The 25,565-nt window shown below is 67.4% G+C and carries 24 protein-coding genes and 2 pseudogenes; 6 read left to right on the top strand and 20 right to left on the bottom strand.

The features are described from left to right. The first annotated feature begins 26 nt into the window (after positions 1–26). Complete coding sequence (locus OUO20_RS03900; RefSeq protein ID WP_268003376.1) at positions 27–1,067, top strand: aminoglycoside phosphotransferase family protein; 1,041 nt, start codon at positions 27–29, stop codon at positions 1,065–1,067. Positions 1,068–1,124: 57 nt separating this feature from the next. Here OUO20_RS03900 and OUO20_RS03895 read toward each other — a convergent pair whose 3' ends face one another. Genes OUO20_RS03895 through OUO20_RS03885 form a run of 3 tightly spaced genes read right to left on the bottom strand, consistent with a single transcriptional unit; the run spans position 1,125 to position 5,175 of the window. Then, positions 1,125–2,516 (bottom strand): pyridoxal phosphate-dependent decarboxylase family protein, encoded by a 1,392-nt coding sequence (locus OUO20_RS03895; protein ID WP_268002877.1) that lies wholly within the window; start codon positions 2,514–2,516, stop codon positions 1,125–1,127. Positions 2,517–2,572: 56 nt separating this feature from the next. Beyond that, a complete protein-coding gene (locus OUO20_RS03890; RefSeq protein WP_056389888.1) occupies positions 2,573–3,367 on the bottom strand; it encodes a sulfite exporter TauE/SafE family protein in 795 nt (264 codons plus the stop codon). Next, the gene (locus OUO20_RS03885) at positions 3,364–5,175 is read right to left on the bottom strand and encodes a proline--tRNA ligase (RefSeq protein WP_268002876.1); all 1,812 of its coding nucleotides are present in this window, start codon (positions 5,173–5,175) and stop codon (positions 3,364–3,366) included. Before OUO20_RS03885 ends, OUO20_RS03890 begins: the two co-directional genes overlap by 4 nt. A 399-nt stretch (positions 5,176–5,574) precedes the next feature. On the opposite strand from OUO20_RS03885, the gene OUO20_RS03880 reads away from it, so the two are divergent. The 3 genes from OUO20_RS03880 to OUO20_RS03870 all read left to right on the top strand — a co-directional run bounded on the left by OUO20_RS03880 (position 5,575) and on the right by OUO20_RS03870 (position 7,798). Beyond that, entirely contained in the window at positions 5,575–6,408 is an 834-nt protein-coding gene (locus OUO20_RS03880) for an ABC transporter ATP-binding protein (RefSeq protein WP_223994619.1), read from the top strand. Continuing rightward, on the top strand, positions 6,408–7,163 hold the full coding sequence (locus OUO20_RS03875) for an ABC transporter permease (protein WP_442781129.1): 756 nt from the start codon (positions 6,408–6,410) through the stop codon (positions 7,161–7,163). Before OUO20_RS03880 ends, OUO20_RS03875 begins: the two co-directional genes overlap by 1 nt. 92 nt (positions 7,164–7,255) lie before the next feature. Continuing rightward, the gene (locus OUO20_RS03870) at positions 7,256–7,798 is read left to right on the top strand and encodes a TetR/AcrR family transcriptional regulator (protein WP_442781128.1); all 543 of its coding nucleotides are present in this window, start codon (positions 7,256–7,258) and stop codon (positions 7,796–7,798) included. 33 nt (positions 7,799–7,831) lie between these two features. Here the strand turns inward: OUO20_RS03870 and OUO20_RS03865 are convergent, their stop codons facing one another. The 10 genes and pseudogenes from OUO20_RS03865 to dxr all read right to left on the bottom strand — a co-directional run bounded on the left by OUO20_RS03865 (position 7,832) and on the right by dxr (position 15,156). Further along, entirely contained in the window at positions 7,832–8,398 is a 567-nt protein-coding gene (locus tag OUO20_RS03865; protein ID WP_268002875.1) for a hypothetical protein, read from the bottom strand. 4 nt (positions 8,399–8,402) lie between these two features. Continuing rightward, a complete protein-coding gene (locus tag OUO20_RS03860) occupies positions 8,403–8,549 on the bottom strand; it encodes a hypothetical protein (protein WP_268002874.1) in 147 nt (48 codons plus the stop codon). A 103-nt stretch (positions 8,550–8,652) separates the two neighbouring features. Beyond that, a complete protein-coding gene (locus tag OUO20_RS03855; RefSeq protein ID WP_056389905.1) occupies positions 8,653–9,543 on the bottom strand; it encodes a GNAT family N-acetyltransferase in 891 nt (296 codons plus the stop codon). Then, positions 9,506–10,672, bottom strand: coding sequence for a flavodoxin-dependent (E)-4-hydroxy-3-methylbut-2-enyl-diphosphate synthase (gene ispG, locus OUO20_RS03850; protein ID WP_018771945.1), 1,167 nt, complete (start codon positions 10,670–10,672; stop codon positions 9,506–9,508). Before ispG ends, OUO20_RS03855 begins: the two co-directional genes overlap by 38 nt. 35 nt (positions 10,673–10,707) lie before the next feature. Next, complete coding sequence (locus OUO20_RS03845) at positions 10,708–11,001, bottom strand: YciI family protein (RefSeq protein ID WP_018771944.1); 294 nt, start codon at positions 10,999–11,001, stop codon at positions 10,708–10,710. A 154-nt stretch (positions 11,002–11,155) separates the two neighbouring features. Continuing rightward, on the bottom strand, positions 11,156–11,779 hold the full coding sequence (locus OUO20_RS03840; protein WP_018771943.1) for a hypothetical protein: 624 nt from the start codon (positions 11,777–11,779) through the stop codon (positions 11,156–11,158). A gap of 63 nt (positions 11,780–11,842) precedes the next feature. Further along, entirely contained in the window at positions 11,843–11,965 is a 123-nt protein-coding gene (locus OUO20_RS03835) for a hypothetical protein (protein ID WP_268002873.1), read from the bottom strand. Next, on the bottom strand, positions 11,962–12,537 hold the full coding sequence (locus tag OUO20_RS03830) for a MarR family transcriptional regulator (protein ID WP_268002872.1): 576 nt from the start codon (positions 12,535–12,537) through the stop codon (positions 11,962–11,964). The genes OUO20_RS03835 and OUO20_RS03830 overlap by 4 nt, the downstream gene beginning before the upstream one ends. An 86-nt stretch (positions 12,538–12,623) precedes the next feature. Then, positions 12,624–13,954: pseudogene (locus OUO20_RS03825) on the bottom strand (M50 family metallopeptidase). 17 nt (positions 13,955–13,971) lie between these two features. Then, entirely contained in the window at positions 13,972–15,156 is a 1,185-nt protein-coding gene (gene dxr, locus OUO20_RS03820) for a 1-deoxy-D-xylulose-5-phosphate reductoisomerase (protein ID WP_268002871.1), read from the bottom strand. Between the two features lie 102 nt (positions 15,157–15,258). On the opposite strand from dxr, the gene OUO20_RS03815 reads away from it, so the two are divergent. Next, complete coding sequence (locus tag OUO20_RS03815; protein ID WP_018771678.1) at positions 15,259–16,728, top strand: lipase maturation factor family protein; 1,470 nt, start codon at positions 15,259–15,261, stop codon at positions 16,726–16,728. Positions 16,729–16,746: 18 nt separating this feature from the next. On the opposite strand, the gene OUO20_RS03810 is transcribed toward OUO20_RS03815, so the two are convergent. The 7 genes and pseudogenes from OUO20_RS03810 to OUO20_RS03780 form a co-directional block, all read right to left on the bottom strand. Further along, positions 16,747–17,580, bottom strand: coding sequence for an HpcH/HpaI aldolase/citrate lyase family protein (locus tag OUO20_RS03810; RefSeq protein WP_018771677.1), 834 nt, complete (start codon positions 17,578–17,580; stop codon positions 16,747–16,749). Further along, the gene (locus OUO20_RS03805; RefSeq protein WP_056389925.1) at positions 17,577–18,134 is read right to left on the bottom strand and encodes a MaoC family dehydratase; all 558 of its coding nucleotides are present in this window, start codon (positions 18,132–18,134) and stop codon (positions 17,577–17,579) included. The genes OUO20_RS03810 and OUO20_RS03805 overlap by 4 nt, the downstream gene beginning before the upstream one ends. Then, a complete protein-coding gene (locus OUO20_RS03800) occupies positions 18,131–18,913 on the bottom strand; it encodes a CoA transferase subunit B (RefSeq protein WP_056389931.1) in 783 nt (260 codons plus the stop codon). Before OUO20_RS03800 ends, OUO20_RS03805 begins: the two co-directional genes overlap by 4 nt. After that, positions 18,910–19,713 (bottom strand): CoA transferase subunit A, encoded by an 804-nt coding sequence (locus OUO20_RS03795; RefSeq protein ID WP_018771674.1) that lies wholly within the window; start codon positions 19,711–19,713, stop codon positions 18,910–18,912. Before OUO20_RS03795 ends, OUO20_RS03800 begins: the two co-directional genes overlap by 4 nt. Positions 19,714–19,748: 35 nt before the next feature. After that, complete coding sequence (locus tag OUO20_RS03790; RefSeq protein ID WP_134164475.1) at positions 19,749–20,912, bottom strand: acyl-CoA dehydrogenase family protein; 1,164 nt, start codon at positions 20,910–20,912, stop codon at positions 19,749–19,751. 2 nt (positions 20,913–20,914) lie between these two features. After that, positions 20,915–23,062 carry an acetyl/propionyl/methylcrotonyl-CoA carboxylase subunit alpha gene (locus OUO20_RS03785; RefSeq protein WP_268002870.1) on the bottom strand — a complete coding sequence of 716 codons (2,148 nt, stop codon included), beginning with the start codon at positions 23,060–23,062 and terminating at the stop codon, positions 20,915–20,917. 84 nt (positions 23,063–23,146) lie between these two features. Further along, positions 23,147–24,753, bottom strand: a pseudogene (locus tag OUO20_RS03780) (carboxyl transferase domain-containing protein). Between the two features lie 144 nt (positions 24,754–24,897). On the opposite strand from OUO20_RS03780, the gene OUO20_RS03775 reads away from it, so the two are divergent. Further along, positions 24,898–25,560, top strand: coding sequence for an SACE_7040 family transcriptional regulator (locus OUO20_RS03775; RefSeq protein WP_268002869.1), 663 nt, complete (start codon positions 24,898–24,900; stop codon positions 25,558–25,560). Positions 25,561–25,565: the final 5 nt, after the last annotated feature.

Here is a 25,565-nt window from a genome sequence, read left to right as displayed (position 1 = left end):
CCGATCCCATGATTCCTGACAACGGGATGACCAACCCCATGGTGAGCGGCTCCGCGGCGGCGGTCCCCATTCCGCCCGGCCTTTCGGCCCGCTACGCCCGCAGCAGCGAGGGAAGGGCATGGCTTGTCAGCCTTCCGGTCCTGCTGCGGGACCGCTTGGAGCAGTGGCAACTGGCGGTTGACCTGCCGCCTGCGACCCTGCCGTGGAACGGCCACGGCGGCTTGGTGGTGCCGGTGCGCCGGCACGATGGCTCCCCGGCAGCGCTCAAGATCGCTTTTCCCCACGACGAGGCAACGGTGGAGCGGCATGCCCTTGCGCTTTGGGACGGCCGGGGCGCAGTTGCGCTGCTGGCCTCTGATGCAGGGTCTTGCGCCGTGCTCCTGGAACGCCTCGACGCCGGCAGGACGCTGGCGGACCTGGCGATGGAGGACGCCGCGCAGGTGTGGGGCGGGCTGGTGCGGCAGCTGGGGATTGTCCCTGACCACCGCCCTGAGTGGCGGGAATTCGGTCACATCGCGGCCAGGGCGGAACAGTGGAGTGACGACCTTCCAGCGGACTGGGAGCAGCTGGGCCGGCCGTTTCCCAGGTGGCTGTTGGAGGCAGCCCTGGAGGTGTGCCAGACGCGCGGCGCGGTGGGACGCCGGTCCGCGCATGATCTGCTGGTCCACACCGACCTCCATTTCCTGAACATCCTGGCGCGCCCGGGCACGGACGGGCCGCCGGCACCGGCAGGTTACGCGGCGATCGACCCCCAGCCGATGATCGGCGAGCCGGAGTTCGCGGTGGCGCCGCTGCTGTGGAACCGCCTTGGAGACCTGCCGGCAGTCCAGGCCGGGCCGGCGCTGCTCAGCCGCTGCAACGACTTCAGCACGGCCGCCGGACTTGACCCCGATGTAGCCCGGCAATGGGGTATCGCCAGGGAGGTGGACAATGCCCTTTGGTACGCGTCGCACCGCCATCCTGGCGACCTGGCCCGGTCCCTCTGGGTTGCCAGCACCCTTGCCGGAAACACCTTGGAAGGCCTCCCGCATCCCCATGCGCTGCCGGAACCCGGCCAGGGCGGCTAAGGGCACTCCGCACCCCGAGAGGGCCGCACCGTCCGGTGAAGAACGATCGAAAAACCGTCAGGAGTTCCGAACAGCAGCCAGGGCTGAGCGGACAGCATCCACGGCTATGGCCACCTCGTCGTCCGAGGTATGCCAGTTGCTTACCGAAACCCGAAGGATGTCGCGGTCCCGCCACCGTGAGCCGGACATCCACACCCTTCCCTCCTCGATGATGCGGGCTGTGACTGCGCGGGTGGTGTCGTCGTCGCCAAAAGCCAGGCACACCTGGGTGTAGCCGACGTCGTTGAGCACCTCCACGCCGTCCAAAGCCGCCATGCCTTGGGCGATTGCGGTGGCAGCAGAGGCCAGTCCGCCCACCTGGGCTGCCACGCCGTCCCGGCCCAGGCTTTTCAGGGCCGCCCATACCGGCACTCCGCGGGCCCGCCGGGACAGTTCCGGGACCTTCTCGAACGGGTCGCCCGGGCCTTCCGCATCGTGGACGAGATAGCTGGCGTGCAGGCCCATGGCGGCCCGCAGGGCCGACGGGTCCCTGACGATGGCAATGCCGCAGTCGTATGGCACATTCAGGGTTTTGTGGGCATCCGTCCCCCACGAGTCCGCTTCCTCACAGCCGCGCATGAGGTGCCGCAGTTCCGGCGCGGCCGCGGCCCACAGCCCGAAGGCGCCATCAACGTGCACCCAGGCGCCATGTTTGCGGGCAACGGCGATGGCCTCGGTGAAGGGGTCGAAGGCGCCGGAGTGCAGGTTGCCTGCCTGGAGGCACACCAGGGCGGGGCCGGTGCCGGCGGCAAGGGCGGCGTCCAGTGCTGCGGGGACCAGGCGGCCCTGCCCGTCGGCGGGGACCTGCGTGGGCTGTCCCAGGCCCAGGTAGCGCAGGCCAAGGTCCACGGTGTCGTGCCGTTCCCGTCCCACGAAGCAGCGGATCCGGGGTGCGCCGAAGAGTCCGTCCCGGTCCAGGTCCCAGCCCGCATCGGCGAGCAACCGCCAGCGGGCGGCCGCCATCCCGGTGAAATTTGCCATGGTGGCGCCCGTGACGAATCCGACGTCGGCAGTTGAAGGCAGGCCCAGCAACTCCAGGACCCACTGTCCGGCGGCTTCCTCAATCGCCGCGGTGGCCGGGGTTGCATAGCGGAGCCCGGCGTTCTGGTCCCAGGCGCTGACCAGCCAGTCCGACGCCAGGGCCGCGGGCAGTGTCCCGCCGATAACCCAGCCGAAGAACCGGCCCGAGGGCATGGCCATGAGCCCCGGCCCCGCTGCGTTGGCCAGGAAATTGACTACCTCATCGGCGGGCATGCCCGCCGGCGGCAGGGGCCCGCCAAACACTGCGGCGAGCTCGGAGGCGTGCAGGCTGGGTCCCACGGGGCGGTGGGAAAGGCTGTCCAGCCAGGCCTGCGCATGCTGCGCTGCGGCCGCCAGTGCCGGGGTGTACCCGTCATCGCCGTGTGCCATACCTGCATGCTACGCCGGGCCGGTCCACGCCACGAGGAGCAGTTTTTAGGGACCGGTCAGGCGAAGTTTTCCTGCCAGACGTCGTAGCCGAGCTTGATGATCAGGGCCGCAACAACCACCAGGAAGACAATGCGGACAAACTTGCTCCCCTGCTGCACTGCCGTGCGGGCGCCAAGGTAGCCGCCGGCCATGTTGGCTCCGCCGAGCAGCAGGCCGATGCCCCACAGGATGGATCCGTGCGGCAGGAAGAACAGCAGTGCGCCGGCGTTGGTGGCCATGTTCACGATCTTGGCCTTGGCGCTGGCCTCGAGGAACGCGTAACCCATGGCGGACACCAGGGCGATGACCAGGAAGGATCCCGTCCCCGGGCCAATGAGGCCGTCGTAAAAGCCGATCACTGCCCCGATGAGGCAGGCAACGACGTAATGCTTGTGGCCGTCGTGGCGCAGCGCCGTCAGCTCACCGACCCCGGGTTTCAGGGCGGTAAACAGCGCGACGGCGACCAGCGCCACCACGATGATGGGCTTGAATACCCCGGCCGGCAGGGTGGCGGCAAGGCTCGCCCCGCCGAAACTGCCCGCCAGGGCTATCACTGCCATGGGGATGGCGGTCCGGAGGTCCGGGCCCACCCGCCGGTAGTAGGTGGCGGCGCTGGTGGCGGTTCCGAAGATGGAGCCCATCTTGTTGGTGGCCAGCGCCTGGACGGGTGCGATCCCGGGTACCAGGAGCAGCGCGGGAAGCTGGATAAGCCCCCCGCCGCCCACCACCGCGTCAACCCACCCGGCTGCGAATCCAGCCACCACGATCAGGATGATGGTGGCGGGCTGGATCGATTCGAAGCCGGAAATCACTGGTTTCGAACGGCGTTAACCACGTAGTCCACGGCCTTGTCCACCTCGATGTTCTCGGCTTCCCCGCTGCGGCGGTCCTTGATTTCCACCACGCCGTCCACCAGGCCGCGGCCCACGGCCAGGATGGTGGGCACACCAACCAGCTCAGCGTCGCCAAACTTCACGCCCGGCGAAACCTTGGGGCGGTCGTCGTAGATGACGGACAGGCCGGCGTCCTCGAGCTCAGCCGAAAGCTTTTCGGCAGCCTGGAAGATCTCCTCGCCACGACCCACTGCCACCACATGCACGTCGGCCGGGGCTACGGTGCGGGGCCAGACGAGTCCGCGGTCATCGTGGTTGGCCTCGGCCAAAGCGGCAACGGCGCGGGTCACGCCAACGCCGTAGGAGCCCATGGTGACCACCACCTGCTTGCCGTTCTGGTCCAGCACTTTGAGGTCCAGGGCTTCGGCGTACTTGCGGCCGAGCTGGAAGATGTGGCCCATCTCAATGCCGCGGGCGGTCTCCAGGGGGCCCGAGCCATCGGGTGAGGGGTCGCCCGCGCGTACTTCGGTGCACTCAATGACGCCGTCCCAGCCGAAGTCGCGTCCGGCCACCAGGCCGAAGACGTGCTTGCCCGCCTCGTTGGCGCCGGTAATCCACGTTGTTCCGCTGACCACGCGCGGGTCCACCAGGTACAGCAGCTTGGTGGCACTGTCGGATCCGAGGAGCGGCTGGTCCAGCGAAAGTCCGGGGCCCAGGTAGCCCTTGACGATCAGCGGCTGCTTCTTGAGGTCCTCCTCGCCGGCCTGCTCGAGTCCGATCTCGCCCGCGATCGGCAGGAAGGCGCCAATGTTGGCCTCCACGCGTTTGAGGTCCACGGCGCGGTCGCCGGGGACGCCGATGACCACCATCTGCCGCTCACCGGTGGGCAGCGTGACGGCGAGGACCACGTTCTTGAGCGTGTCCGCCGCAGTCCAGGCGCCGCCGTCGGCCTCTTCGCGCGGGGCAATCTGGTTCGCCGCGGCAACCAGCGTCTCGATGGTGGGGGTGTCCGGGGTGTCCAGGACCTCTGCGGCCGGGGCGTTGCTGAAGTCGATATCGTCGGGCACCACGGTGGTGACGGCTTCCACGTTGGCTGCATAACCGCCGGCCGAGCGGACGAAGGTGTCCTCGCCAATCTCGGTGGGGAACAGGAATTCCTCGCTCTTGGAGCCGCCCATGGCACCGGCGGTGGCTGCCACCGGAACCACCTCGAGGCCCAGGCGCTCGAAGATCTTCAGGTAGGCGCCCCGGTGGGCTGCGTAGCTGGCGTCCAGGCCGGCGTCGTCGACGTCGAAGGAGTAGGAGTCCTTCATGATGAACTCACGGCCGCGGAGGAGCCCTGCCCGCGGGCGTGCCTCGTCACGGTACTTGTTCTGGATCTGGTACAGGCTCAACGGGAGGTCCTTGTACGACGAGTACAGGTCCTTGACCAGGAGCGTGAACATCTCCTCATGGGTGGGGGCCAACAGGTAGTCCGCACCCTTGCGGTCCTGGAGCCGGAACAGGCCTTCACCGTATTCGGTCCAGCGGTTGGTGGCCTCGTACGGCTCGCGGGGCAGCAGGGCCGGGAAGTGGACTTCCTGGGCGCCGATGGCAGCCATTTCCTCACGGATGATTTCCTCGACCTTTCGCAGCACGCTCAGCCCCAGCGGCAGCCAGGTGTAGATACCGGGGGCCGCGCGGCGGATGTAGCCGGCGCGGACCAGGAGTTTGTGGCTGGCAACCTCGGCATCGACGGGGTCTTCGCGCAGCGTGCGCAGGAAAAGCTGGGACAGTCGTATGACCACGGGTGGTATCCGTTTCTGGGGAAGTGCTGGGTCAGCAGGGCCGGACAATTCGTCTGGGTACTAATCTACCGGCACTCAACAAGCGGCACGGACTGCGGACCCCGGACACAGTAGGGCCACGCCCGGCAATACAAAGCCCCTGGCCCCCCAATGAGGCTGGTCATCGCATCCGGGCGTGGCCCAACGCCGTTATCGCCTAAGTACTGGTGAGGACTGGTGAGACCGCCCACCCCACTTCCAGCGCAGCTAGGTTGAACCTATGTGATCGCGCACACGTTTGACAAGTGTTTTTACTTTATGAACCTGTTGACGGCTGTCAGGGCCAGGCCTAGCTTTAATTCATCAGGTGATGAATTAGCCGTTGTGCGGCGCCACCTGCGGACGCGCCCGGAGGCAACAATGTCCCATGCAGCATCCACTACGTTGGACCGCGGTGGCGCGGCCGGTGCGGTCGTGGCCGCGTCGCTCTCTGTCAAACTGCGGCGGCAAGCCGTGCTCCACAGTGTGGACTTCACCATCCCGGCGGGACGGATCACCGGCCTGCTGGGGCCCTCCGGGAGCGGCAAGACCACCCTGATGCGGACCATCGTGGGAGCGCAGCGCATTGCCGCCGGAACCCTCGAGGTGCTGGGGCTGCCCGCCGGAAGCCCGTCCCTGCGGCGGCAGGTGGGCTACGTTACCCAGTCACCCAGCATCTACCCTGACCTCACGGTCGAAGCGAACGTGCGCTATTTCGGCGCCATGCACCGGAAAGGCAGAGCCGACGTGGCTGAGGCGATTGACGCCGTCGGACTTGGTGCCCAGGCCCGCCGCAAGACGGCCGACCTGTCCGGCGGCCAGGTCAACCGGGTATCCCTGGCCTGCGCCCTGGTGGCGAAGCCACGGCTGCTGGTACTGGATGAGCCCACGGTGGGCCTGGATCCCGTGCTGCGCGCGGACCTTTGGGACCGTTTCCGGGCCATGGCGGAGTCAGGAACAACACTCCTCATATCCAGCCACGTCATGGAGGAGGCAAGCCGCTGCGAAACGCTGCTGCTGTTGCGCGAGGGGCGGCTTTTGGCCCAGCTCACACCGGAAGAGCTGGGCAGGCAGGGGCACAGCGCCAACCTGGAGCAGGCCTTCCTGGCCATCATCAGGGAGCAGGAAAATTACGACGCCGGGATCCCGCCGAAGCGCCATGCCGGCAGGAGCGGCGAAGGGGCAGGGATGCAACAGGGCAGGAGCGTGCGGTGATGGACGTCCGGATGATGCTCGCCACGGCACGCAGGGTGCTAAGCCAGCTCCGCCATGACCACCGCAGCATCGCCATGATCCTGGTGGTCCCGGCACTCCTGCTCACGGCGGTGTACTTCCTCTACGAAAATGAGTCAGTCCCGCCAGGCGCGCCACGCACGTTCGACCGCGTTGGCCTGATGATGCTGGCCATTTTTCCGTTCGTGGTGATGTTCCTGGTCACCTCGATCACCATGCTTCGGGAGCGCACCTCCGGAACCCTGGAGCGGCTGCTGACGACGCCCGTCCACAAGGCCGACCTGCTGTTCGGCTACGGTGTGGCCTTTTCCCTGATGGCCGCCCTGCAGTCCCTGGTGGCCACGGCTGTGGCGTACTGGATTTTCGGGCTCGACATCGCGGGCGCCCCGGGTTACGTTGTGCTGATCGCTGTGATCAACGCCGTCCTGGGGGTGGCCCTTGGCCTGTTCTGTTCGGCGTTCGCCAGGACCGAGTTCCAGGCGGTCCAGTTCATGCCGGTGGTGGTGGTGCCGCAGATCCTGTTGTGTGGGCTGTTCGTGGCGCGGGACCGGATGAATGATGTGCTGGAAGCGATCTCCAATGTGCTGCCCCTGACTTTTTCCGTGGATGCCCTCCAGGAGGTGGCGTCCCACGCGGACGCGACCGGGCGGCTGTGGCAGGACGCGGGCACCATGGCGGCCATCTCCTTTGGTGTCCTGGTCCTCGCCGCCTTCACGCTGCGGCGGCGGACCCCGTGAAGCTGTCCCGTCCTGCAACCGGTCCGGAGGGCCCTGATGCGTTTCCGGTCCGCAGGGGCCGCCGGGGCGGCGCCACAGAGTCCCGGGAGCACATCCTCGACACCGCCCGGAAGCTCTTCGCCGAGCACGGCTTCGAGGGAACCAGCCTGCGGCAGGTGGCCCGCGCCGCAGGGGTGGATCCGGGGATGGTCCACCACTTCTTCAAGGGCAAGGATGAACTCTTTGCCCTCAGCGTGGAGCTGCCGGCCGACCCGGAACAGGTGCTGGCGGGCATGGCGGACTCGGACCCCGCCCAGCGGGCGGAACTGATCGTCCGCACGGTGCTCCGCCTGTGGGAGAGCCCCGCGCAGGCCGGCCTGCTGGCCTTCCTTCGCGGGACGATCGGGTCCAAGGCCAAAACGGCACTCCTGCGGGAAACGGTGACCCGCAGGGTGATCACCAGGATCATGGCAGCTGTTCCCGGGACGCCTGAAGAGGTGGCGCTGCGCGGAAGCCTGGTGGCCACCCAGGTCGTGGGCCTCATGATGGTGCGCTACGTGGTCCGGCTGGAGCCGCTCGCGTCCGCAGCCCCCGAGGACGTGGTGCGGCTGGTCGCGCCGGCTGTCCAGCGGTACCTCACCGGGCCCCTGTCCTGAGGAGGTCGACGGACGTGTCCCGGAAGCCGGGTTCTACTTGACCAGGGCGGCAGCCGAGTCCAGGAGCGCACCTGCCCGACGGACCGCGTCGGTTTCGCTTTCGCCGCCGGACGCCACCGAGGCGATCAGTACGCCGCGGTGGACCACCTGCGCCCTGACCATGGACTGCGTGCGGCCATCTGGCAACGCACTGTCCGTGCGGTAGGCGACGGCGCCCGGCAGCCCGGTGACACCCGTTACCGGAGTAATGGTGACGGCAACGTCCATGCCTGACACCGTCATGGTCATGGAGGAGCACTTCGCCAGCTGCTCGGACGGGTCCGTAACCTGGGCCAGGACGCCTTTATCCAGGCCGGCCACCAGCGACAGGGCCGTGACCGCGCCGGTGGCGGTGTCAGTACTCATGCCTATCGTTATGGTTGCATCCTCCACGGACGGCACCGTGCCCGCCGCAGCGAGTTCCTTGCACTCCGCCGGCTGGACGTCGACGGAGGAGATCATGGCCTTGGTTTGCTCGATCGCCGCAGCGATGTCGGCCTTCGGCAGGACGGAAAGCCTGCGGTCGGCAGCATCCCGGACCTGCCCCACGATGGCAGCCAACTGGTCACTGGTGTAACCCGTGGCTGTTGGCGTGGGCGTTGGTGTCGGGGTGGGCGTCGGCGTCGGGGTTGGCGACGCGGTCGGTGTTTGAGGGGCTGCAACCGTGGCCGGTGAAGAGTCCGCTGACTGCGGGGCGGCCGGACCGCCACATGCCGAAACCGCTATGGCCAGAAGGGCCGATGCCCCGAAAGTTCCCAGCACGGACGTCTTCAATTTTTCCCCCAATATTCAAATGAACGCGGACCGCTGCCCGGTTAGAAAAGAACTGTAGCGAACGTCCCCACCTGGCGGAACCCCACACGTTCGTAGGTGGACCGCGCCCGGGTGTTGAAGCCGTTCACGTAGAGGCTGGTCACGGGGGCGATCTGCCGGGCCTTTTCCACCACTGCCGACATGTAGCCCGCGCTCAGCCCCCGGCCGCGGAAGATCGGATTCATCCAGACGCCCTGGACCTGGGTGACGTCGTCGGTGACTGCCCCGAGCTCGGCTTTGAACACCACCTCACGGGCGTTGTTGAGGTGGACCAGGGAATGTCCCTGCCTGATGAGGCCCTCCACGCGGCGGCTGTAGAATTCCCTGCCGCCGAGGTAGGGCGAGTACCCCACCTCTTCCTCGAACATGGCGGCGCAGGCGGGAAGGATGCGGTCGAAGTCGGCGAGGTTCCCTTGGTCCAGGCCGCGGTTGGGCTGGACAAGGGGCGGTCCGTCGATGATCATCAGCGGCTGGTCAGCCCTGACCTCGTGTGCACGGTGGCCCAGCACAGCGAGCTCGGCGTTGAGTGCCAGCACTGCGGGGGCCGGCCCAAAGGCAGACGCATACCGGCGGCCGGAACTGTTTGCGGCGTCCGCTACAAGGGGCGCCAGGGCGGGATCAAGCTGGACCGGAACCAGGTTGGCTCCGGCCCAGCAGGCACCCGTCAGGATGCCGTCGTCGAAAACCCCGATCACACCGGCGCCCCCGCTGGTGGGCGCCGCAGTCCCCGTGGCCCGCAGGTGGGCCAGGATGAACACGTTGGCCACAGGGTCCTGCTGGGCCAGCAGTTTCAGCGCGGGAGTGTCCTGGCCATCAAGCGTGCGGACAGAAAGCCCCGCAGGGTCTGGAGTCTCCCTACGAGACGCTAACCACGGGGCTACCCTTGACAGCATCTTCGCCATCGGCCTCCCCCATCTCTTCCGCGATACGCATAGCCTCTTCGATCAGTGTCTCAACAATTGCGCTCTCGGGAACAGTCTTGATGACCTCGCCCTTAACGAAGATCTGGCCCTTGCCGTTGCCCGAAGCCACGCCAAGGTCAGCCTCGCGCGCTTCGCCGGGGCCGTTCACGACGCAGCCCATGACCGCCACGCGGAGGGGAATTTCCATCCCTTCGAGCCCGGCGGTGACCTGTTCAGCCAGAGTGTACACGTCAACCTGGGCACGGCCGCAGGAAGGACAGGACACGATTTCCAGCTTGCGGGGCCGCAGGTTCAGCGATTGGAGGATCTGGTTGCCCACCTTGATTTCCTCCACCGGGGGCGCGGAGAGGGACACGCGGATGGTGTCACCGATCCCCCGGGAAAGGAGCGCGCCGAAGGCCGTGGCGGACTTGATGGTGCCCTGGAACGCCGGCCCGGCCTCCGTGACGCCAAGGTGCAGGGGCCAGTCACCCTTTTCGGCGAGCATTTCGTAGGCTGCCACCATGATCACGGGGTCGTTGTGCTTCACGGAAATCTTGAAGTCGTGGAAGCCGTGCTCCTCGAAAAGGGAGGCTTCCCAGACGGCTGATTCAACCAGTGCTTCGGGGGTGGCCTTGCCGTACTTCTTGAGGATGCCCGGCTCCAGGGACCCGGCATTGACGCCGATGCGGATGGAGGTGCCGTGGTCCTTGGCGGCGGCGGCAATCTCCTTGACCTGGTCATCGAACTTGCGGATGTTTCCAGGATTCACGCGCACGGCTGCGCAGCCTGCTTCGATGGCCGCAAAGACGTACTTGGGCTGGAAGTGGATGTCCGCGATGACCGGGATCTGGGACTTCCGGGCGATGATGGGCAGCGCCTCGGCATCGTCGGCGGACGGGCAGGCGACGCGGACAATGTCGCAGCCGGACGCCGTGAGTTCGGCGATCTGCTGCAGCGTGGCGTTGATGTCCGTGGTGGGCGTGGTGGTCATCGACTGCACGCTGATGGGGAAATCAGATCCCACGCCTACCGAGCCGACTTTGATCTGGCGCGTCTTGCGGCGGGGGGCAAGGACGGGCGGTGGTGCTGACGGCATTCCCAGGCTGACCGAGGTCACGTGGACTCCTTGAGTTGAAAGGGGTGAAAAGGCGGCTACGCGGCGATCCCGGCCAGCATGCCGGTTACCGGAGACCATTCGGTGATGCGGGTTCCGGCGACCACTCCGGCCGCGGCGAAAGGATCCTGCTTGAGGATCGAGTTGAGGGCGCCTTCATCGGTTGCCTTGAAGATCAGCAGGGCGCCCGCGCCGTCACCGTAGGGGCCGCTGGCCACGATGACGCCGTCCTGCGCCAGGCCGCCGGTCCATTCCCGGTGTGCGGGCCGGACCTCGTTGCGGGTGTCGGTGGAGTTGGCGGCATAAACGTACTCAACGGCAAAAACTGTCATACCGCTACCCTATCGCCATGGCCGGCTTGGTACCGTACCGTTCCCCCTGGAGCAAGAGTGCCCCGCACCGGAGCAGGCCCGCCGGAGCAGGAGTTTCACTGCCGTGGCAGGAGTTTCACTGCCAGGCGGGAGTCTCACTGCCGGTGCGGGAGTTTCACTGCAGGAAGAGGACCTTCACCGCGGCCGCGGTCCCGGCCGCCCAGAGCATGGAGGTGAGGGTCCCGATGATGAAGCGCTCGGCGGCCACCGGCGTCTCCTTCAGTTCGGCGAACCTGCCCAGGCCCTTGATGGCGACAATGTAGGCGATGGCCACGGGTTGGCCGGTGAGGATGGCGAGGCACACCCCCAGCCGCTCCAGCACGCCGATGATGGCGCCGCCGCGCAGGATGCGTTGGCTGGGCGGCGCGGGTCCGGCAGCCGGCCCGCCCGACGCCGGCCCGGTGGCAGGGGCGGTCAGCTCACCGTCCACTGCCTGGCCGGCCGGCCTGCCGGCAGCATCAACCGGCCCATCAGGGGCCGTGACCGCGTCCGGAGCAGTGACCGCGTCCGGGTCCGGGGATGTGGCCCTGCCCGGTTCCCCGCGGCTGGCGATGGGGGAAGGATCGTCCACGGTGACGTCGGCAGAGGGGTCCTGTTCCGTCCTGCGGGCTTCCTCCGCGGCCTTGGCAGCATCGGCTTTGTCGTCGATGGTCCGGGCCAGCTTGAACACCAGCGCAGTGACCGGCCAGCCGGCAAAGCCAGCCACCACCAGCGCCACTGCCACCCAAAGTGCGGTCACCTGTCTCCTTCATTGGGGTTGTCTTCGATCCGGCCGTCCGGCTCCTTCAGATGCTGGACACTCCTATGCCTGGCCGTCGTTGAGTGCCTGGGTAATCTGCGAGTCGGCGTAACCAAGAAGCATGGAGGCTGCCGGCCTGGCTGCCCATTCTTCCTGGCAGCCGGACCGAAGCACGGTTCGGCTCACCGATTGCTCCGAGATTCCAAGTTCACGGGCCACCTGCTTCTGGCTTCCATGCGGGCCCGGGCCCTGGCCACCAGCACCCAGGCGGCGCAGGGCATCCACCACCCGCCACTGGGCTTCCGTGCGGTCCTGGACAAGCCGGCCGAGCAACCGGAGCACTGCTTCCGCGTTGGCACACGCCCGGACCCCCTCCCCGCAGGAACGCCCCTGCCGGCCTCCCCCGCCATGATGCCGGGCACCACCGACAACGGCACCTGGGAACCGGCGCTTTTGGCGTGTTCAACCGCCCTGCGGGCGGCAACAAAAGCAGTCCCGGTCCCTTCCCGCGGACTGGCATCCGGCGGCAGCGAAACGCTGCCGACGCCGATGCCCACGTACCAGCGCCCTTCGCGGAGCGCGTGCAGTGCTATCTCCACCACGGCGGAAGCCTCCCGCACCACCCCCTGCACCTCGTCCCCGACGGAACGTTCGAACACCGGGTGCGCCGGCCCCGGGAGTTCGAGGCGGCCAACCTGTGCAAGGAAGGACGGAACCCGGTCCTGGTCGCCGGTGCTTCCGCGTTGGTCGATGGTCATGACGAACATTCATCAACCATAGGGGGTTGATCCCATATGATCAATCGCATTTGGCTGATTTTTCGAAGTCAGCCGAAACTGAATGACTATCCGAAGAGATTGACGGGCTTGACGATGTCTGCGTAGATCAGCAGCGCGCTCATCCCCATCAGCAGCGCTGCAACCACGTACGTGACGGGAAGCAGCTTGGCGATGTCGAACGCTCCGGGATCCGGCCGTCCGCGGAGCTTTGCCACCCGGCGCCGAATGCCCTCATACAGGGCCCCGGCAACATGGCCGCCGTCGAGCGGCAGGAGCGGAATGAGGTTGAACACGGCAAGCGCAAAGTTCAGTCCGGCCAGCAGGCCAACAAGCGTAGCCACCCGGGACTGCAGCGGTACGGCCTCCATGGCCGCCACCTCGCCCGCCACCCTGCCGACGCCCACCACGCTGATGGGGCCGTTGGGGTCGCGGGGCTCTTCGCTGAAGGCTGCCTTCGCCACTCCCACCACACGGGCCGGCAGATTGAAGACAACGCCGGCCACCTGGCGGATGTTCTCCCCCGCCATGGGCAGGACGGACGACGCCGGCTGGGCCACCAACGCCGTTTGCGCACCGATGCCGAGGAATCCCACGTCCTGGTACTGGAGGTTGCCGGCAGCATCGGTGGCCTGCCGTCCGTCGCTTCCCATCACGGGCCGCGCCGACAGGACGGGGGTCACTGTGGTGGACACGGGATTGCCGTCCCGCTGCACGGTGATGGCTACTTCCCTGCCGGCAGAGGCGCGGATCCACTCCGTCAACTGCTCCCAGCTGGTGACGGGTTTGCCGTCGAAGGAAGTAATCGTGTCGTTTGGCTTCAACCCGGCCGCCGCGGCGGGCGTCAGCCGGCAGTCCGCAGAGTCGGGATCGACGGTTTGGCCCGCGGCCACCTGGCATTTGGAGACGTCCGAAATGGTCGTGGTGGCGGTGGCAATGCCGAAGCCCATCAGCAGCACGGCGGTGAGCAGCACGCCAAGGATCATGTTCATGGCCGGGCCGCCCAGCATCACAATCACTTTTTCCAGACCGGCAGGCGGTAGAAGACCCGGTGTTCGTCGCCCGGCCCCACTTCCTCGTGGGCCATGGAGCGGGCCTCGGTGGCAAGTGTCTGGAACATGCCCGTGCTGGAGGGGCGGACCGAGCCGTCGTCCTTGTTCGGCGGGTACATGCCGATCATGGAGACGTAGCCGCCCAGCGGAACGGCCTTCACGCCGTACTCGGTTTCGCCCCTCCGGCGGGACCACAGCGTTGGCCCGAAGCCGATCATGTACTTGGTCACGCGGACTTTGAAGAGCTTGGCCGGCACCAGGTGCCCCACCTCGTGGAGCGCGATGGACACGGCAATACCCAGGGCGACGAAGACGACGCCGAGGATGAAAAGTAGGACAGGGGTCATGGAGGTGGTGCTGCTTCCTAGAGACTTCTGACTGCTAAACGTTCGTGGGCCCGGGCACGTGCCCAGCTTTCAGCATCCAGCACTGAATCCACCGTCAGCCCGGAGGAACCTGAGTGTTCGCTGAGCACACTGTCCACGGTATCGACGATGTCGGTAAACCGGATCCGGCCGTCGTGGAACGCCGTCACTGCCTCTTCATTGGCCGCATTGAACACGGCAGGGAAGGTGCTTCCCTGCCGGGCGGCGTCCTTGGCAAGGCCGACGGCGGGGAAGGCCTCGGCGTCCAGCGGCTCGAAGGTCCACGTAGCGGCCTGGGTCCAGTCGCACGGGCTGGCGGCCTTGGGCACGCGCGCAGGCCAGCCAAGCCCCAGGGCGATGGGCAGCCGCATGTCAGGCGGCGAGGCCTGGGCGATGGTGGAGCCGTCGACGAACTGGACCATTGAGTGGACGATGGACTGGGGGTGGACTACCACGTCGATCCGGTCCAACGGGATATCGAACAACAGGTGGGCCTCGATGACCTCCAGGCCCTTGTTGACCAGCGTGGCGGAGTTGGTGGTGACCATCATGCCCATGTCCCAGGTGGGGTGGGCCAGTGCCTGCTGCGGGGTGACGTCGTGGAGCTCGTCCCGGCTCCTGCCCCGGAACGGTCCGCCGGAGGCGGTGAGGATGAGCTTGTCCACTTCGCCGGCGGTGCCTGAACGCAGGCATTGGGCAATCGCGGAATGTTCGGAGTCCACCGGCACGATCTGGCCGTCCGTTGCCGCGGCCTTGACCAGGCTGCCGCCCACGATCAGCGACTCCTTGTTGGCAAGGGCCAGGGTGGCTCCGGACTTAAGGGCCGCCAGGGTGGGTGCCAGGCCGATGGAACCGGTGATTCCGTTGAGCACCACGTCAGCCTCGACGGCGGCGATCCGGGCGGAGGCGTCGGGGCCGGCCACGATCTCCGGGCGGTATTCCGGACGGCCTGCCGCTGCGGCGGCGTCGCGGATCAGGCCTTCCAGCCGTCCGGGGTCTCCGGAGGCGATCCCCACGGCCGCGGCCCCGGTGTGGACAGCCTGCCGGGCCAGGAGTTCCAGGTTGCCGCCCCCGGCACTGAGTGCCACCACCTCGAACAGGTGCGGGGCGCCGTCGACGACGTCAATCGCCTGGGTGCCGATGGAACCGGTGGATCCTAGGAGGACGACTCTGCGTGGCTGCATTGCTTAAGTATCCCGCACCCTTCCCGGCCTGCCTGCGCCCCTGGCCTTCAGACGGGCCTTAATCGCCTTGACCCGCGGACGGCCGGGCGTAACGTGGATTGCGTGGACTGGCTCACGTGGTTTGATGCGCCGGAGTACGAATTTGCCCGGCAGGTGCTGCAGCGGGGTGTCGCCGCATTGTATTTCGTTGCCTTCCTCTCCACGCTGAACCAGTTTCCCGCCCTGCTCGGCGAGCGCGGCCTCCTCCCGGTGCCGGAGTTCCTGGCGGCATTCACCCGCCTGCGCCGGCCAACGCTGTTCCGCTGGCGGTACTCGGACAGGCTGCTTCGCGGTGTCTGTGCCGGCGGGCTGGTGGTGTCGGCGCTGCTCGTGGCGGGGATACCGCAGGCCGGGCCGCCGTGGGTCCCGATGGTCGCCTTCCTGGCCCTGTGGCTGCTGTACATGTCGATCGTGAACGTGGGCCAGACGTTCTATGGGTTCGGCTGGGAAATGCTGCTCCTGGAAGCGGGCTTCACCGTGGCGTTCCTGGGCTCCAACCAGACGGAGCCGCCCCGGACCATCCTGATCCTGATTGTGTGGCTGGTGTTCCGGCTGGAGTTCGGGGCGGGAATGATCAAGATCCGCGGTGGCCGGGAATGGCGGGACCTGACGGCCCTGTACTACCACCACGAGACCCAGCCCATGCCCGGGCCATTGAGCCGGCAGGCCCATCTCCTGCCCAAGCCGCTGCACCGTATCGAAGTGGTGGGCAACCACATCGCCCAGCTGGTGGTGCCGTTCCTGCTGTTCGCCCCGCAGCCGGTGGCCGGCGTGGCGGCGGGGGTCGTCGTCGTGACCCAGCTGTGGCTGGTGGCCAGCGGCAACTTCGCCTGGCTGAACTGGATGGCAATCGTGCTGGCGTTTGCAGCCGTCAGCGATCCCGTGGCGCACGCCGTCATACCGGCAATCCCGGCAGACTGGGACGCCGCCACGGGAGGCCGGCAGGAGACCCCGCTGTGGTGGCTGGCCATCACCCTGGCAGCATCCGCCCTGCTGCTGGCCCTGAGCTACTGGCCGCTGCGGAACCTCTTCTCCCGCCGGCAGCTGATGAATGCCAGCTTCAACCGGTGGCAGCTGGTCAACGCCTACGGCGCGTTCGGCACCGTGACCAGGCAGCGCATCGAGATTGTGGTGGAAGGCACGCTGGACGACGATCCCGACGACAACCCGGAATGGCGCGAGTACGGTTTCAAGGGCAAGCCCGGGGATGTCCGCCGGATTCCGCGGCAGTGGGCCCCGTACCACCTGCGGCTGGACTGGCTGATGTGGTTCCTGCCGCTGCGCAGCGTGCACGAGGAATGGTTCTACGCGTTCCTGGCCAAGCTGCTGGCGGCGGACCGGCAGATGCTGCGGCTGCTGCGGCATGACCCGTTCGACGGCGCCGCGCCGCACTGGGTGCGCGTGCGCAGTTACCATTACCGCTTCGCCACGCGGAAGGAGTTCCGGGAGACGGGGAACCGGTGGGTGCGGACGCTGCTCTACGAGCCCATCCCGCCAACGTCCCTGCGCAGGTCCCCGGGACGCCAACGCTAGCCGAACGTCCCGCTACGCCTACACAGCGGCGCGGCGCACGATCTCCTGGGCGTGCTTGAGGATTGGCCCGTCGATCATTTTCCCCTGGTACTGGAACACTCCCGATCCGGCTGATGCTGCGGCATCCAGGAGGGCAACCGCGGCGGCCACCTCGTCTTCCGAAGGTGCGTAGGCCTTGCGGACCACGGCGGCCTGGCTGGGGTGGATGCAGGCCTTCGAACTGAAGCCCGAGGCCACGGCGTCGGCAGCCTCGGCTGCCAGTCCGTCAAGGTCGGGGATGTTGGTGTAGACCGCATCCACCGCTTCCTTGCCGTAGGCGCGGGCTGCCAGCAGGACGGCGGAGCGGGCGTGCAGCGCAACCGCCCGGTAGGCGCCGTCGTCCTTCCGGCTGGACGTTCCACCCAGGGTGGCCAGCAGGTCCTCGGCGCCCCACATCAGGCCCACCACGTTAGGGGCGGCGGCGATGGCAGGCGCATTGAGCACGCCAAGCGCCGTTTCGCACAGGGCAATCACCTGGTAGCCCTCCAGCGCTTTGAGCTGTTCGGCGGATTCGGCCTTGGCCAGCATCACCGTGCGGTAGGGGGTGTGGGCCAGGCAGTGCAGGTCCTTTTCGAAGTCCTCAGTCCCCACGGGATTCACCCTGACAATGGTGCAGCTGGGTTCGAGCTCAGGTTCCACACCGGTGGTTCCCAGCTGGGCCAGGATGGCGCCTCGGGCGCGCTGCTTGTCAGCCGGCGCCACCGCGTCTTCAAGGTCCAGGATCACGGCGTCTGCCCGGGCGGCGGCTTTCTGGTAGCGCTCCGGCCTGTCGGCGGGGCAGAAAAGCAGTGCGGGGCCCATTACGAAAGTCATACCGGCATTGTCCCCTGTCCGGCGTCCTGCGTCTTGGCGTGGGCGTCGCGCGTCCACATGAGGCAGCTGCGGGTGGCCCGGGCCACGACTGTTCCGTTCTGGTTGCGCCCGGTGTGCTCCATGGTCACGATGCCCTGGCCGGGCCGTGAGGAGGAAAGCCGCTTTCCGGTGACGGCTGTCTCCGTGTAGAGCGTGTCTCCGTGGTAGAGCGGGTGCGGGAAGGAGACGTCGGTCAGGCCCAGCTGGGCGATGATGGTTCCCTGGGTGAGCTGGGTGACGGACTGGCCCACCATGGTGGCCAGGGTGAACATCGAGTTCATGAGCCGCTGGCCGAAGGGCTGCCCGGCGCTCCAGGCAGCGTCCAGGTGCAGGGCCTGGGTGTTCATGGTCAGCGTGGTGAAGAGGACGTTGTCGGCTTCGGTCACGGTGCGTCCGGGCCGGTGGGCGTACAGCACGCCCTCCTCCAGCTCGTCGAAGTACAGCCCGCGCTGCTCGACGACCCGCCGGCCGCGGTCGTCCTTTTGCCTGGAAACCGGACCGTTGCCATCCGTCATACGGTCAGTTCCTGGTCTTCCTCGAACAGGTCGGCGCCGGTGGCGGCCACCACGTCCTCGAGCGATACGTTGGGGGCCAGTTCGCGCAGCACCAGGCGTGAGGGGCCGCCGTCCTTCACGATGTCAATGACGGCGAGGTCCGTGATGATCCGGTCCACACAGCCCTTGCCGGTGAGGGGCAGGGTGCATTGTTTGACGATCTTCGGATTCCCGTTCCGGTCCACATGCTCCATCATCACGATCACCCTCTTGGCCCCGAACACCAGGTCCATGGCACCGCCCATGCCCTTGACCATCTTGCCGGGGATCATCCAGTTGGCGAGGTCGCCGTTCTCCGCCACTTCCATGGCGCCGAGGACGGCGAGGTCCACGTGGCCGCCGCGGATCATGCCAAAGGATGTCGCGGAGTCGAAGAACGCCGCTCCCCTGTTGACCGTCACGGTTTCCTTGCCGGCGTTGATCAGGTCCGGATCCACCGCGTCGTCCGCAGGGTAGGGGCCGACGCCGAGGATGCCGTTCTCCGAGTGCAGCACCACCTCCACCCCGGCGGGGATGTAGTTGGGGATCAGGGTGGGCATCCCGATGCCCAGGTTCACGTACTGGCCGTTGCGAAGCTCCCTGGCCACCCGCGCGGCGAGTTCGTTGCGCGTCCAGCCCTTCGTTTTGGCGGGGGACGTGGAGTCGCCGGGCCCGGCATGCTGCTGGGAACCGGCCCGCCGGTATTCCGCGCGGACGGCTTCGGGGCGCGGCGCTTCAGGGCTGTTCGGATCCATGGTCATGCTCCTGCCTGCTGGTGGCTGCCTGGTGTTCTTCCTCCTGGGCCCGGCGCCGTCAGGGCAACGGTCCGCTTTTCGATCCGCTTCTCCCCGTCCCGGGCCAGGACCACGCGCTGGACGAAGATGCCAGGAGTGTGGATGTGTTCGGGGTCCAGTTCGCCGGGCTCCACGAGTTCCTCCACCTCGGCGATGGTGATCCGGCCGGCCATGGCGCACAGGGGGTTGAAGTTCATGGCGGTGGCATGGAACACCAGGTTGCCGTGGCGGTCGCCCTTCCAGGCGTGCACCAGCCCGAAGTCCGGCGTGAGGGACTCTTCCAGGACGTAGTCCACGCCGCCGAATGACCGCACTTCCTTGGGCGCGGAGGCAACCGCGATGCCGCCGTTGGCGTCGTACTTCTGCGGCAGGCCGCCGTCGGACACCTGCGTGCCCACCCCCGCCTTGGTGTAGAAGGCCGGAATGCCCGCACCACCGGCCCGCAGCTTTTCAGCAAGCGTGCCCTGGGGTGTGAGCACCACCTCGAGCTCACCGGCCAGGTATTGGCGCGCAAATTCCTTGTTCTCGCCCACATAGGAGCTGATGGTGCGGCGGATACGCCCGTCCCGGAGCAGGATGCCCAGGCCCCAGTCGTCCACCCCACAGTTGTTGCTGACGGTCTCCAGACCGGAGGTGCCCGCCCGGTGCAGGGCGTCGATCAGGGCAACCGGAATTCCGCAAAGGCCGAACCCGCCCACCGCCAGCGAGGCGCCGTCCGGGATATCCGCAACCGCCGCGTCGGCGCTGGCAACAACCTTGTCAATCATCAGTGATCCTCTCAGGCCGGCTACGGTCCCAGGTCCTACAGACCCAGTTCGCGGGCGATCAGCATCAACTGGACCTCCGTGGTGCCCTCCCCGACTTCAAGGATCTTGGAATCGCGGTAGTGGCGCGCCACGGTGAACTCGTTGATGAAGCCATAGCCGCCGAATACCTGGGTGGCATCCCGCGCGTTGTCCATGGCCGCCTCGCCTGCGACCATCTTAGCGATGGCCGCCTGGGTCTTGAACGGCTTGCCGGCAAGCATCCGGAAGGCCGCGTCGTAGTACGCCAGGCGGGCGGTGTGGGCCCGGGCTTCCATGCGGGCGATCTTGAACGAAATGGCCTGGTACTTGCCGATGTTCTGCCCGAAGGCGCTGCGTTCCCTCGCGTATTTGACCGAGAGGTCCACACAACCCTGGGCTGCGCCGGTGGCCAGCGCCGCAATGGCGATCCGGCCCTCGTCCAGGATGGACAGGAAGTTGGCGTAGCCGCGGCCTTCCACGCCCAGCAGGTTCGCTTCCGGGACGCGGACATCCTTCAGCGTCAGGGGGTGCGTGTCCGATGCGTTCCAGCCCACCTTGTTGTACGGCTTTTCCGCCTTGAAGCCGGGAGTCTCGGTGGGCACCAGGATGGTGGAGATGTCTTTTTTGACGGTCCCGTCCCCGCGTTCCTGCTGCCCGGTTACGGCAGTGACGGTGACCAGCCGGGTGATGTCCGTTCCGGAGTTGGTGATGAATTCCTTGGTGCCGTTGATGACCCAGTTGCCGTCTTCGCGCCGGGCGTGGGTCTTGGTCCCGCCCGCGTCCGAACCGGCCTCGGGCTCGGTAAGTCCAAAGCCTGCGAGCGCCTGGCCGGACGCCAGCATGGGCAGCCACTGCTGTTTCTGCGCGTCCGTGCCGAAGCGGTAGACGGGCATGGCCCCGAGGGACACCCCGGCCTCCAGCGTGATGGCGACGGACTGGTCCACCCGGCCGAGCTGTTCCAGGGCGAGGGCCAGTGCGAAGTAGTCCCCGCCCATGCCGCCGTATTCCTCGGGGAACGGCAGCCCGAAAAGGCCCATCTCGGCCATCTGCTTCACCACTTCGTACGGGAAGCTGTGCTCTTCGTCGTGCTTGGCGGAGACCGGGGCCACCACGTTGTCCGCGAAATCGCGCACGGTGTCGCTGAGGTCCCGGTATTCCTCGGTCAGTTCAAAACCGGTCATGGTCAGGCTCCTTCGCCTTGGATTGCAGCTGCGTCTGTTGCTGTTTCTGTGCTGTCTGTTTTTACGCCGGTGGCAGCGGGATGGATGGTGGCCAGCACCTGGTCGGCCTTCACCAGGTCACCGGTACGGGTGGCCAGGTGGACCGTCCCGGCCAGCGGGGCCACCAGGTGGTGCTCCATCTTCATGGCCTCCACGGAAACCAGGACTTCCCCGGCCTGGACGGCGTCCCCGTCGGCCACCGGGACGGCCACGACGGTCCCGGGCATCGGCGAGCGCACCTCCGGGTCGGCCGCCCCTTCCTGCCGCTGGATGGCGGCCAGCACGCGTTCCAGCCGCGCCTCCCGGGTCAGTACGTCCAGGCGGCAGGACCAGCCGTCGTTGCCGAGGTAGAGCTGTGTGGGGCCGTCGGGCACCGCGTTATCCCACGGTTGGACGGCAGCCCCTGTGGAGTCCGCAGCCAGCCGGTAGCCGTGGCGCTGGCCATCGAGGTCAAGTTCGAGGCCTTGCCGGCTGGACCACTGCAGGGCGGCCGGATGCTGCGGACCGCCGTTGACGGCGACCACGGCTCCGGCTCCCCCATTGGGACTGCCGCCGACCTGCACGGTGGCCACGCCGCCGTCGGGCGTTCCCAGGCTGATCCGGCGTGGTGCCGCTGCGCCGAGCCGCCAGCCGTTCCTGCCCTGCCACGGCCCGCGCCCGGGGCCGGGGCCGGGGGTGTTCTGTGCTTCCAGCGACAGGACGAACAGCGCGGCGGCCACCAGTTCGGGGTTCCCGATGCGCCGGAATTCCAGTCCGGGCAGCTTCCGTTCGATCAGCCCGGTGTCCAGGTGCCCTGCCTTGACGTCGGAGTCGTTGACCAGGAGCCGCAGGTACTCGACGTTGGTCTCGATGCCCAGTGCCGTGTAGCCGGCCAGGGCACCATCCAGGGCGGCCAGGGCGGCGGCACGGTCCCCGGCCCAGGCGATCACCTTGGACACCATGGGGTCGTAGTGCGCCGACAGTTCCAGGCCTTCCACCAGCGAGGAGTCCACCCGTACCCGCCCCTGGGTGCCGGCGGGCAGTTCGTCGAGCATCAGCACGGTCCCGGTGGACGGGAGGAAGTTCTTTTCGGGCACCTCAGCGTAGACCCTTGCCTCCACGGCGTGGCCGGAAAGCTCCACGTCCGCCTGGCGGACGGTCAGCTCCCCGCCCGCTGCGATCCGCACCTGCCATTCCACCAAGTCGATGCCCGTGACCATTTCGGTGACGGGGTGTTCCACCTGCAGCCTGGTGTTCATTTCCATGAAGAAGAACTCGTCCGGCGCGTCATCGGAGACCAGGAACTCCACGGTCCCGGCGCCCACGTAGTTCACGCTGCGGGCCGCGTTGCAGGCGGCCTCGCCAATCCGGTCGCGCACTTCGGGGCCGTTGGGCAGGCCCTCGAGCAGGGGCGACGGGGCTTCCTCGATGACTTTCTGGTGCCGCCGCTGGAGGGAGCATTCGCGCTCGCCGAGGTGGATGACGTTGCCGTGGCTGTCCGCCAGCACCTGCACCTCGATGTGCCTCGGGGTGGTCACCAGGCGCTCCAGGAACAGGGTGTCGTCGCCGAATGCGGCGGCGGCGACGCGCCGGGCCGTGGCAAGGGCGGCGGGCAGGTCCGCCTGGTTTTCGACGGCGTGCATCCCCTTGCCGCCGCCGCCCGCGGACGGCTTGATGAGGAGCGGAAAGCCGACGGCGGCAGCAGCCTCCATCAGTTCGCTGTCCGTCATGCCGGGCTTGGCAATGCCGGGGACGACGGGCACGCCGTACCCCGCCACGTGGTTCTTGGCGCGGATCTTGTCACCCATGACGTTCAGCGCTTCAACGCCCGGGCCAATGAACGTGATGCCGGCCTTTTCCAGGGCCCTGGCGAAGTCCACGTTCTCGCTCAGGAAGCCGTAGCCGGGGTGTACCGCTTCCGCCCCGGACTGCCGGCACGCGTCCACGATGGCGTCCGCGTTCAGGTAGCTTTCGGTTGCAACGGCGGGGCCGATCCGCGCGGAGGCATCGGCTTCGCGCACGTGCCGGGCGCCGGCGTCGGCATCGCTGTAGACGGCGACCGAACGGATGCCCAGCTGCCGCAGCGTCCGAATGACGCGGCAGGCGATTTCGCCGCGGTTGGCCACCAGCACGGTGCCGAAGAGGGCTTGCCGTCGGCCGTTGCGGTGGGGACTTCCCCGGTTGTAGCTGTGTTGGTTTGCATGGTCATTGCTGGCTCACATCCGGAAGAGGCCGAAGGAGGTCTCCGGCAGGGGGTGCGGGAGACGACGTCGAGCGCCAGGCCCAGGACGGTTCGGGTATCGGCGGGATCGATGACGGCGTCGTCCCACAACCGTGCAGTGGAGTAGTAGGGGCTGCCCTGGTCCTCGTACTGCTGCCGGATGGGCGCTTTGAACGCTTCCTCGTCATCGGCCGGCCAGTCCTCCCCCGCCGCTTCATACTGGTCCCGCTTAACGGTGGCCAGCACGCTGGCGGCCTGGTTGCCGCCCATCACCGAGATCCGGGCAGCAGGCCACATCCACAGGAACCTCGGCGAGTAGGCACGGCCGCACATGGAGTAGTTGCCGGCACCAAAGGAGCCGCCGATCACCACGGTCAGCTTGGGGACCCGCGCGGTGGCAACGGCCGTCACCATCTTGGCGCCGTTCTTGGCGATGCCGCCCTGCTCGGCGTCCCTGCCCACCATGAAGCCGGAGATGTTCTGCAGGAACAGCAGGGGGATACCGCGCTGGTCGCACAGTTCAATGAAGTGCGCGCCCTTGAGCGACGACTCGCTGAACAGGACGCCGTTGTTGGCCACGATTCCCACCGGGTGCCCGTGGATCCGGGCGAAACCTGTGACCAGGGTGGTGCCGTAGTCCTTCTTGAACTCATGGAACCTGCTGCCGTCCACCAGCCGGGCAATCACCTCGTGGACGTCATAGGGCGCATTGACGTCCGTGGGCACCGCACCATACAGCCCGTCCGGGTCCACGGCGGGTTCGACGGCGGCCTCCACCTGCCAGGCGGGCGCGGCGGGAGGCGGCAGGGTGGAGACGATGTCCCTGACGATCTGCAGGGCGTGCTCGTCATTTTCGGCCAGGTGGTCCGTCACACCCGAGACCCGGGAGTGCACCTCGCCCCCACCGAGTTCCTCGGCCGTCACGATTTCCCCGATGGCCGCCTTCACCAGCGGCGGTCCGCCCAGGAAGATGGTGCCCTGGTTCCGGACGATGACGGTTTCGTCGCTCATGGCGGGGACATAGGCGCCGCCGGCCGTGCAGGACCCCATCACGGCAGCGATCTGTGGAATTTTGGCGGCTGAGAGACGCGCCTGGTTGTAGAAGATCCGGCCAAAGTGGTCCCTGTCCGGGAAGACCTCGTCCTGCTTGGGCAGGAAGGCCCCGCCCGAATCCACCAGGTAGATGCAGGGCAGGCCGTTCTCCAGCGCGACCTCCTGGGCGCGGAGGTGCTTCTTCACTGTCATGGGGTAGTACGTGCCGCCCTTGACGGTGGCGTCGTTGGAGATGACCAGGACCTGCCGGCCGTGCACCAGGCCGATGCCGGCGATGACTCCGGCACCGGGTGCGTCATCGCCGTACATGCCGTTGGCGGCCAGCGGTGCGATCTCCAGGAACGGGCTGCCCTCGTCCAGCAACTGGTCGATGCGGTCCCGCGGCAGGAGCTTGCCGCGGGCCACGTGCCGCTCGCGCGACTTCCGGGGCCCGCCCAACGCTGCATCCGCCAGCCTCTTCCGCAGTTCGCCGGCGAGCGACAACTGCGCTTCCCGGTTGGCGCGGAAGGACTCGCTTGCGGGATCAAGCCGGGTGGCCAGGGTCTCCATCGACGGTCCGTCCTAAGGGTGGGCCAAGCCGGCCCAAGCCAACTCGGTTAGTGACTAATAACTGAAATTCAGGTTAGTCTCGATTAACTGTGATGTCCAACACACTGCTGCCTTGCTAGAATCTGCGGGGTCCAAGGAGGAAAAGTGCGCAGCAATACAGTGCAGCCGGCCCCTGCCACCCAGCCCGTTCCCACAACCCAGCGCGGCAAGGCCAAGGAGAACCGGCGGCAGGCTTTGCTGTCCGCCGCGGCCTCGTTGTTCGCGCTGAATGGCTTCAACCGCGTTTCGCTGGAGGACCTCGGCGCGGCGGCAGGCGTCAGCGGCCCTGCGGTCTACCGCCACTTTCCCGGCAAGCAGGCCGTCCTGGCCGACCTCCTGGTCACCGTGAGCCAGGAATTGCTGGACGGCGGGCGGCGGGTGGCGCAGAGCACGCCCAATCCCCTGGCTGCCCTGCGGCAACTGGTGGAATTCCAGGTGGATTTCGCGCTCGGAAAACCGGACGTAATCCGGGTGCAGGACCGTGACTTCAGCAACTTGTCGGAGCAGGACCAGTCGGCGGTGCGTACCCTGCAGCGCAGCTACGTGGAGGTCTGGGTGGACATCCTGGGCAAGGTGCACCCCGGCATCGGTGCGGCTGAACTGCGCATGCGGGCCCACGCGACATTCGGCCTGATCAACTCCACGCCGCACTCCGTCCGGCGCCACGGCACCGGATTGGCGCCCGGGGTTGCCCGCCCCCTGCTTGAACGGATGGCACTGGCAGCCCTGATGGTGGACAGCGCACCTACAGCCGAACGGGGCGCCTAGTCCCC

Source organism: Arthrobacter sp. FX8, assembly GCF_026723805.1.
Taxonomy (GTDB): Bacteria; Actinomycetota; Actinomycetes; order Actinomycetales; family Micrococcaceae; genus Arthrobacter.
Note: the sequence above shows the minus strand (reverse complement) of the source record. Positions and strands in the feature narration are given on the sequence as shown.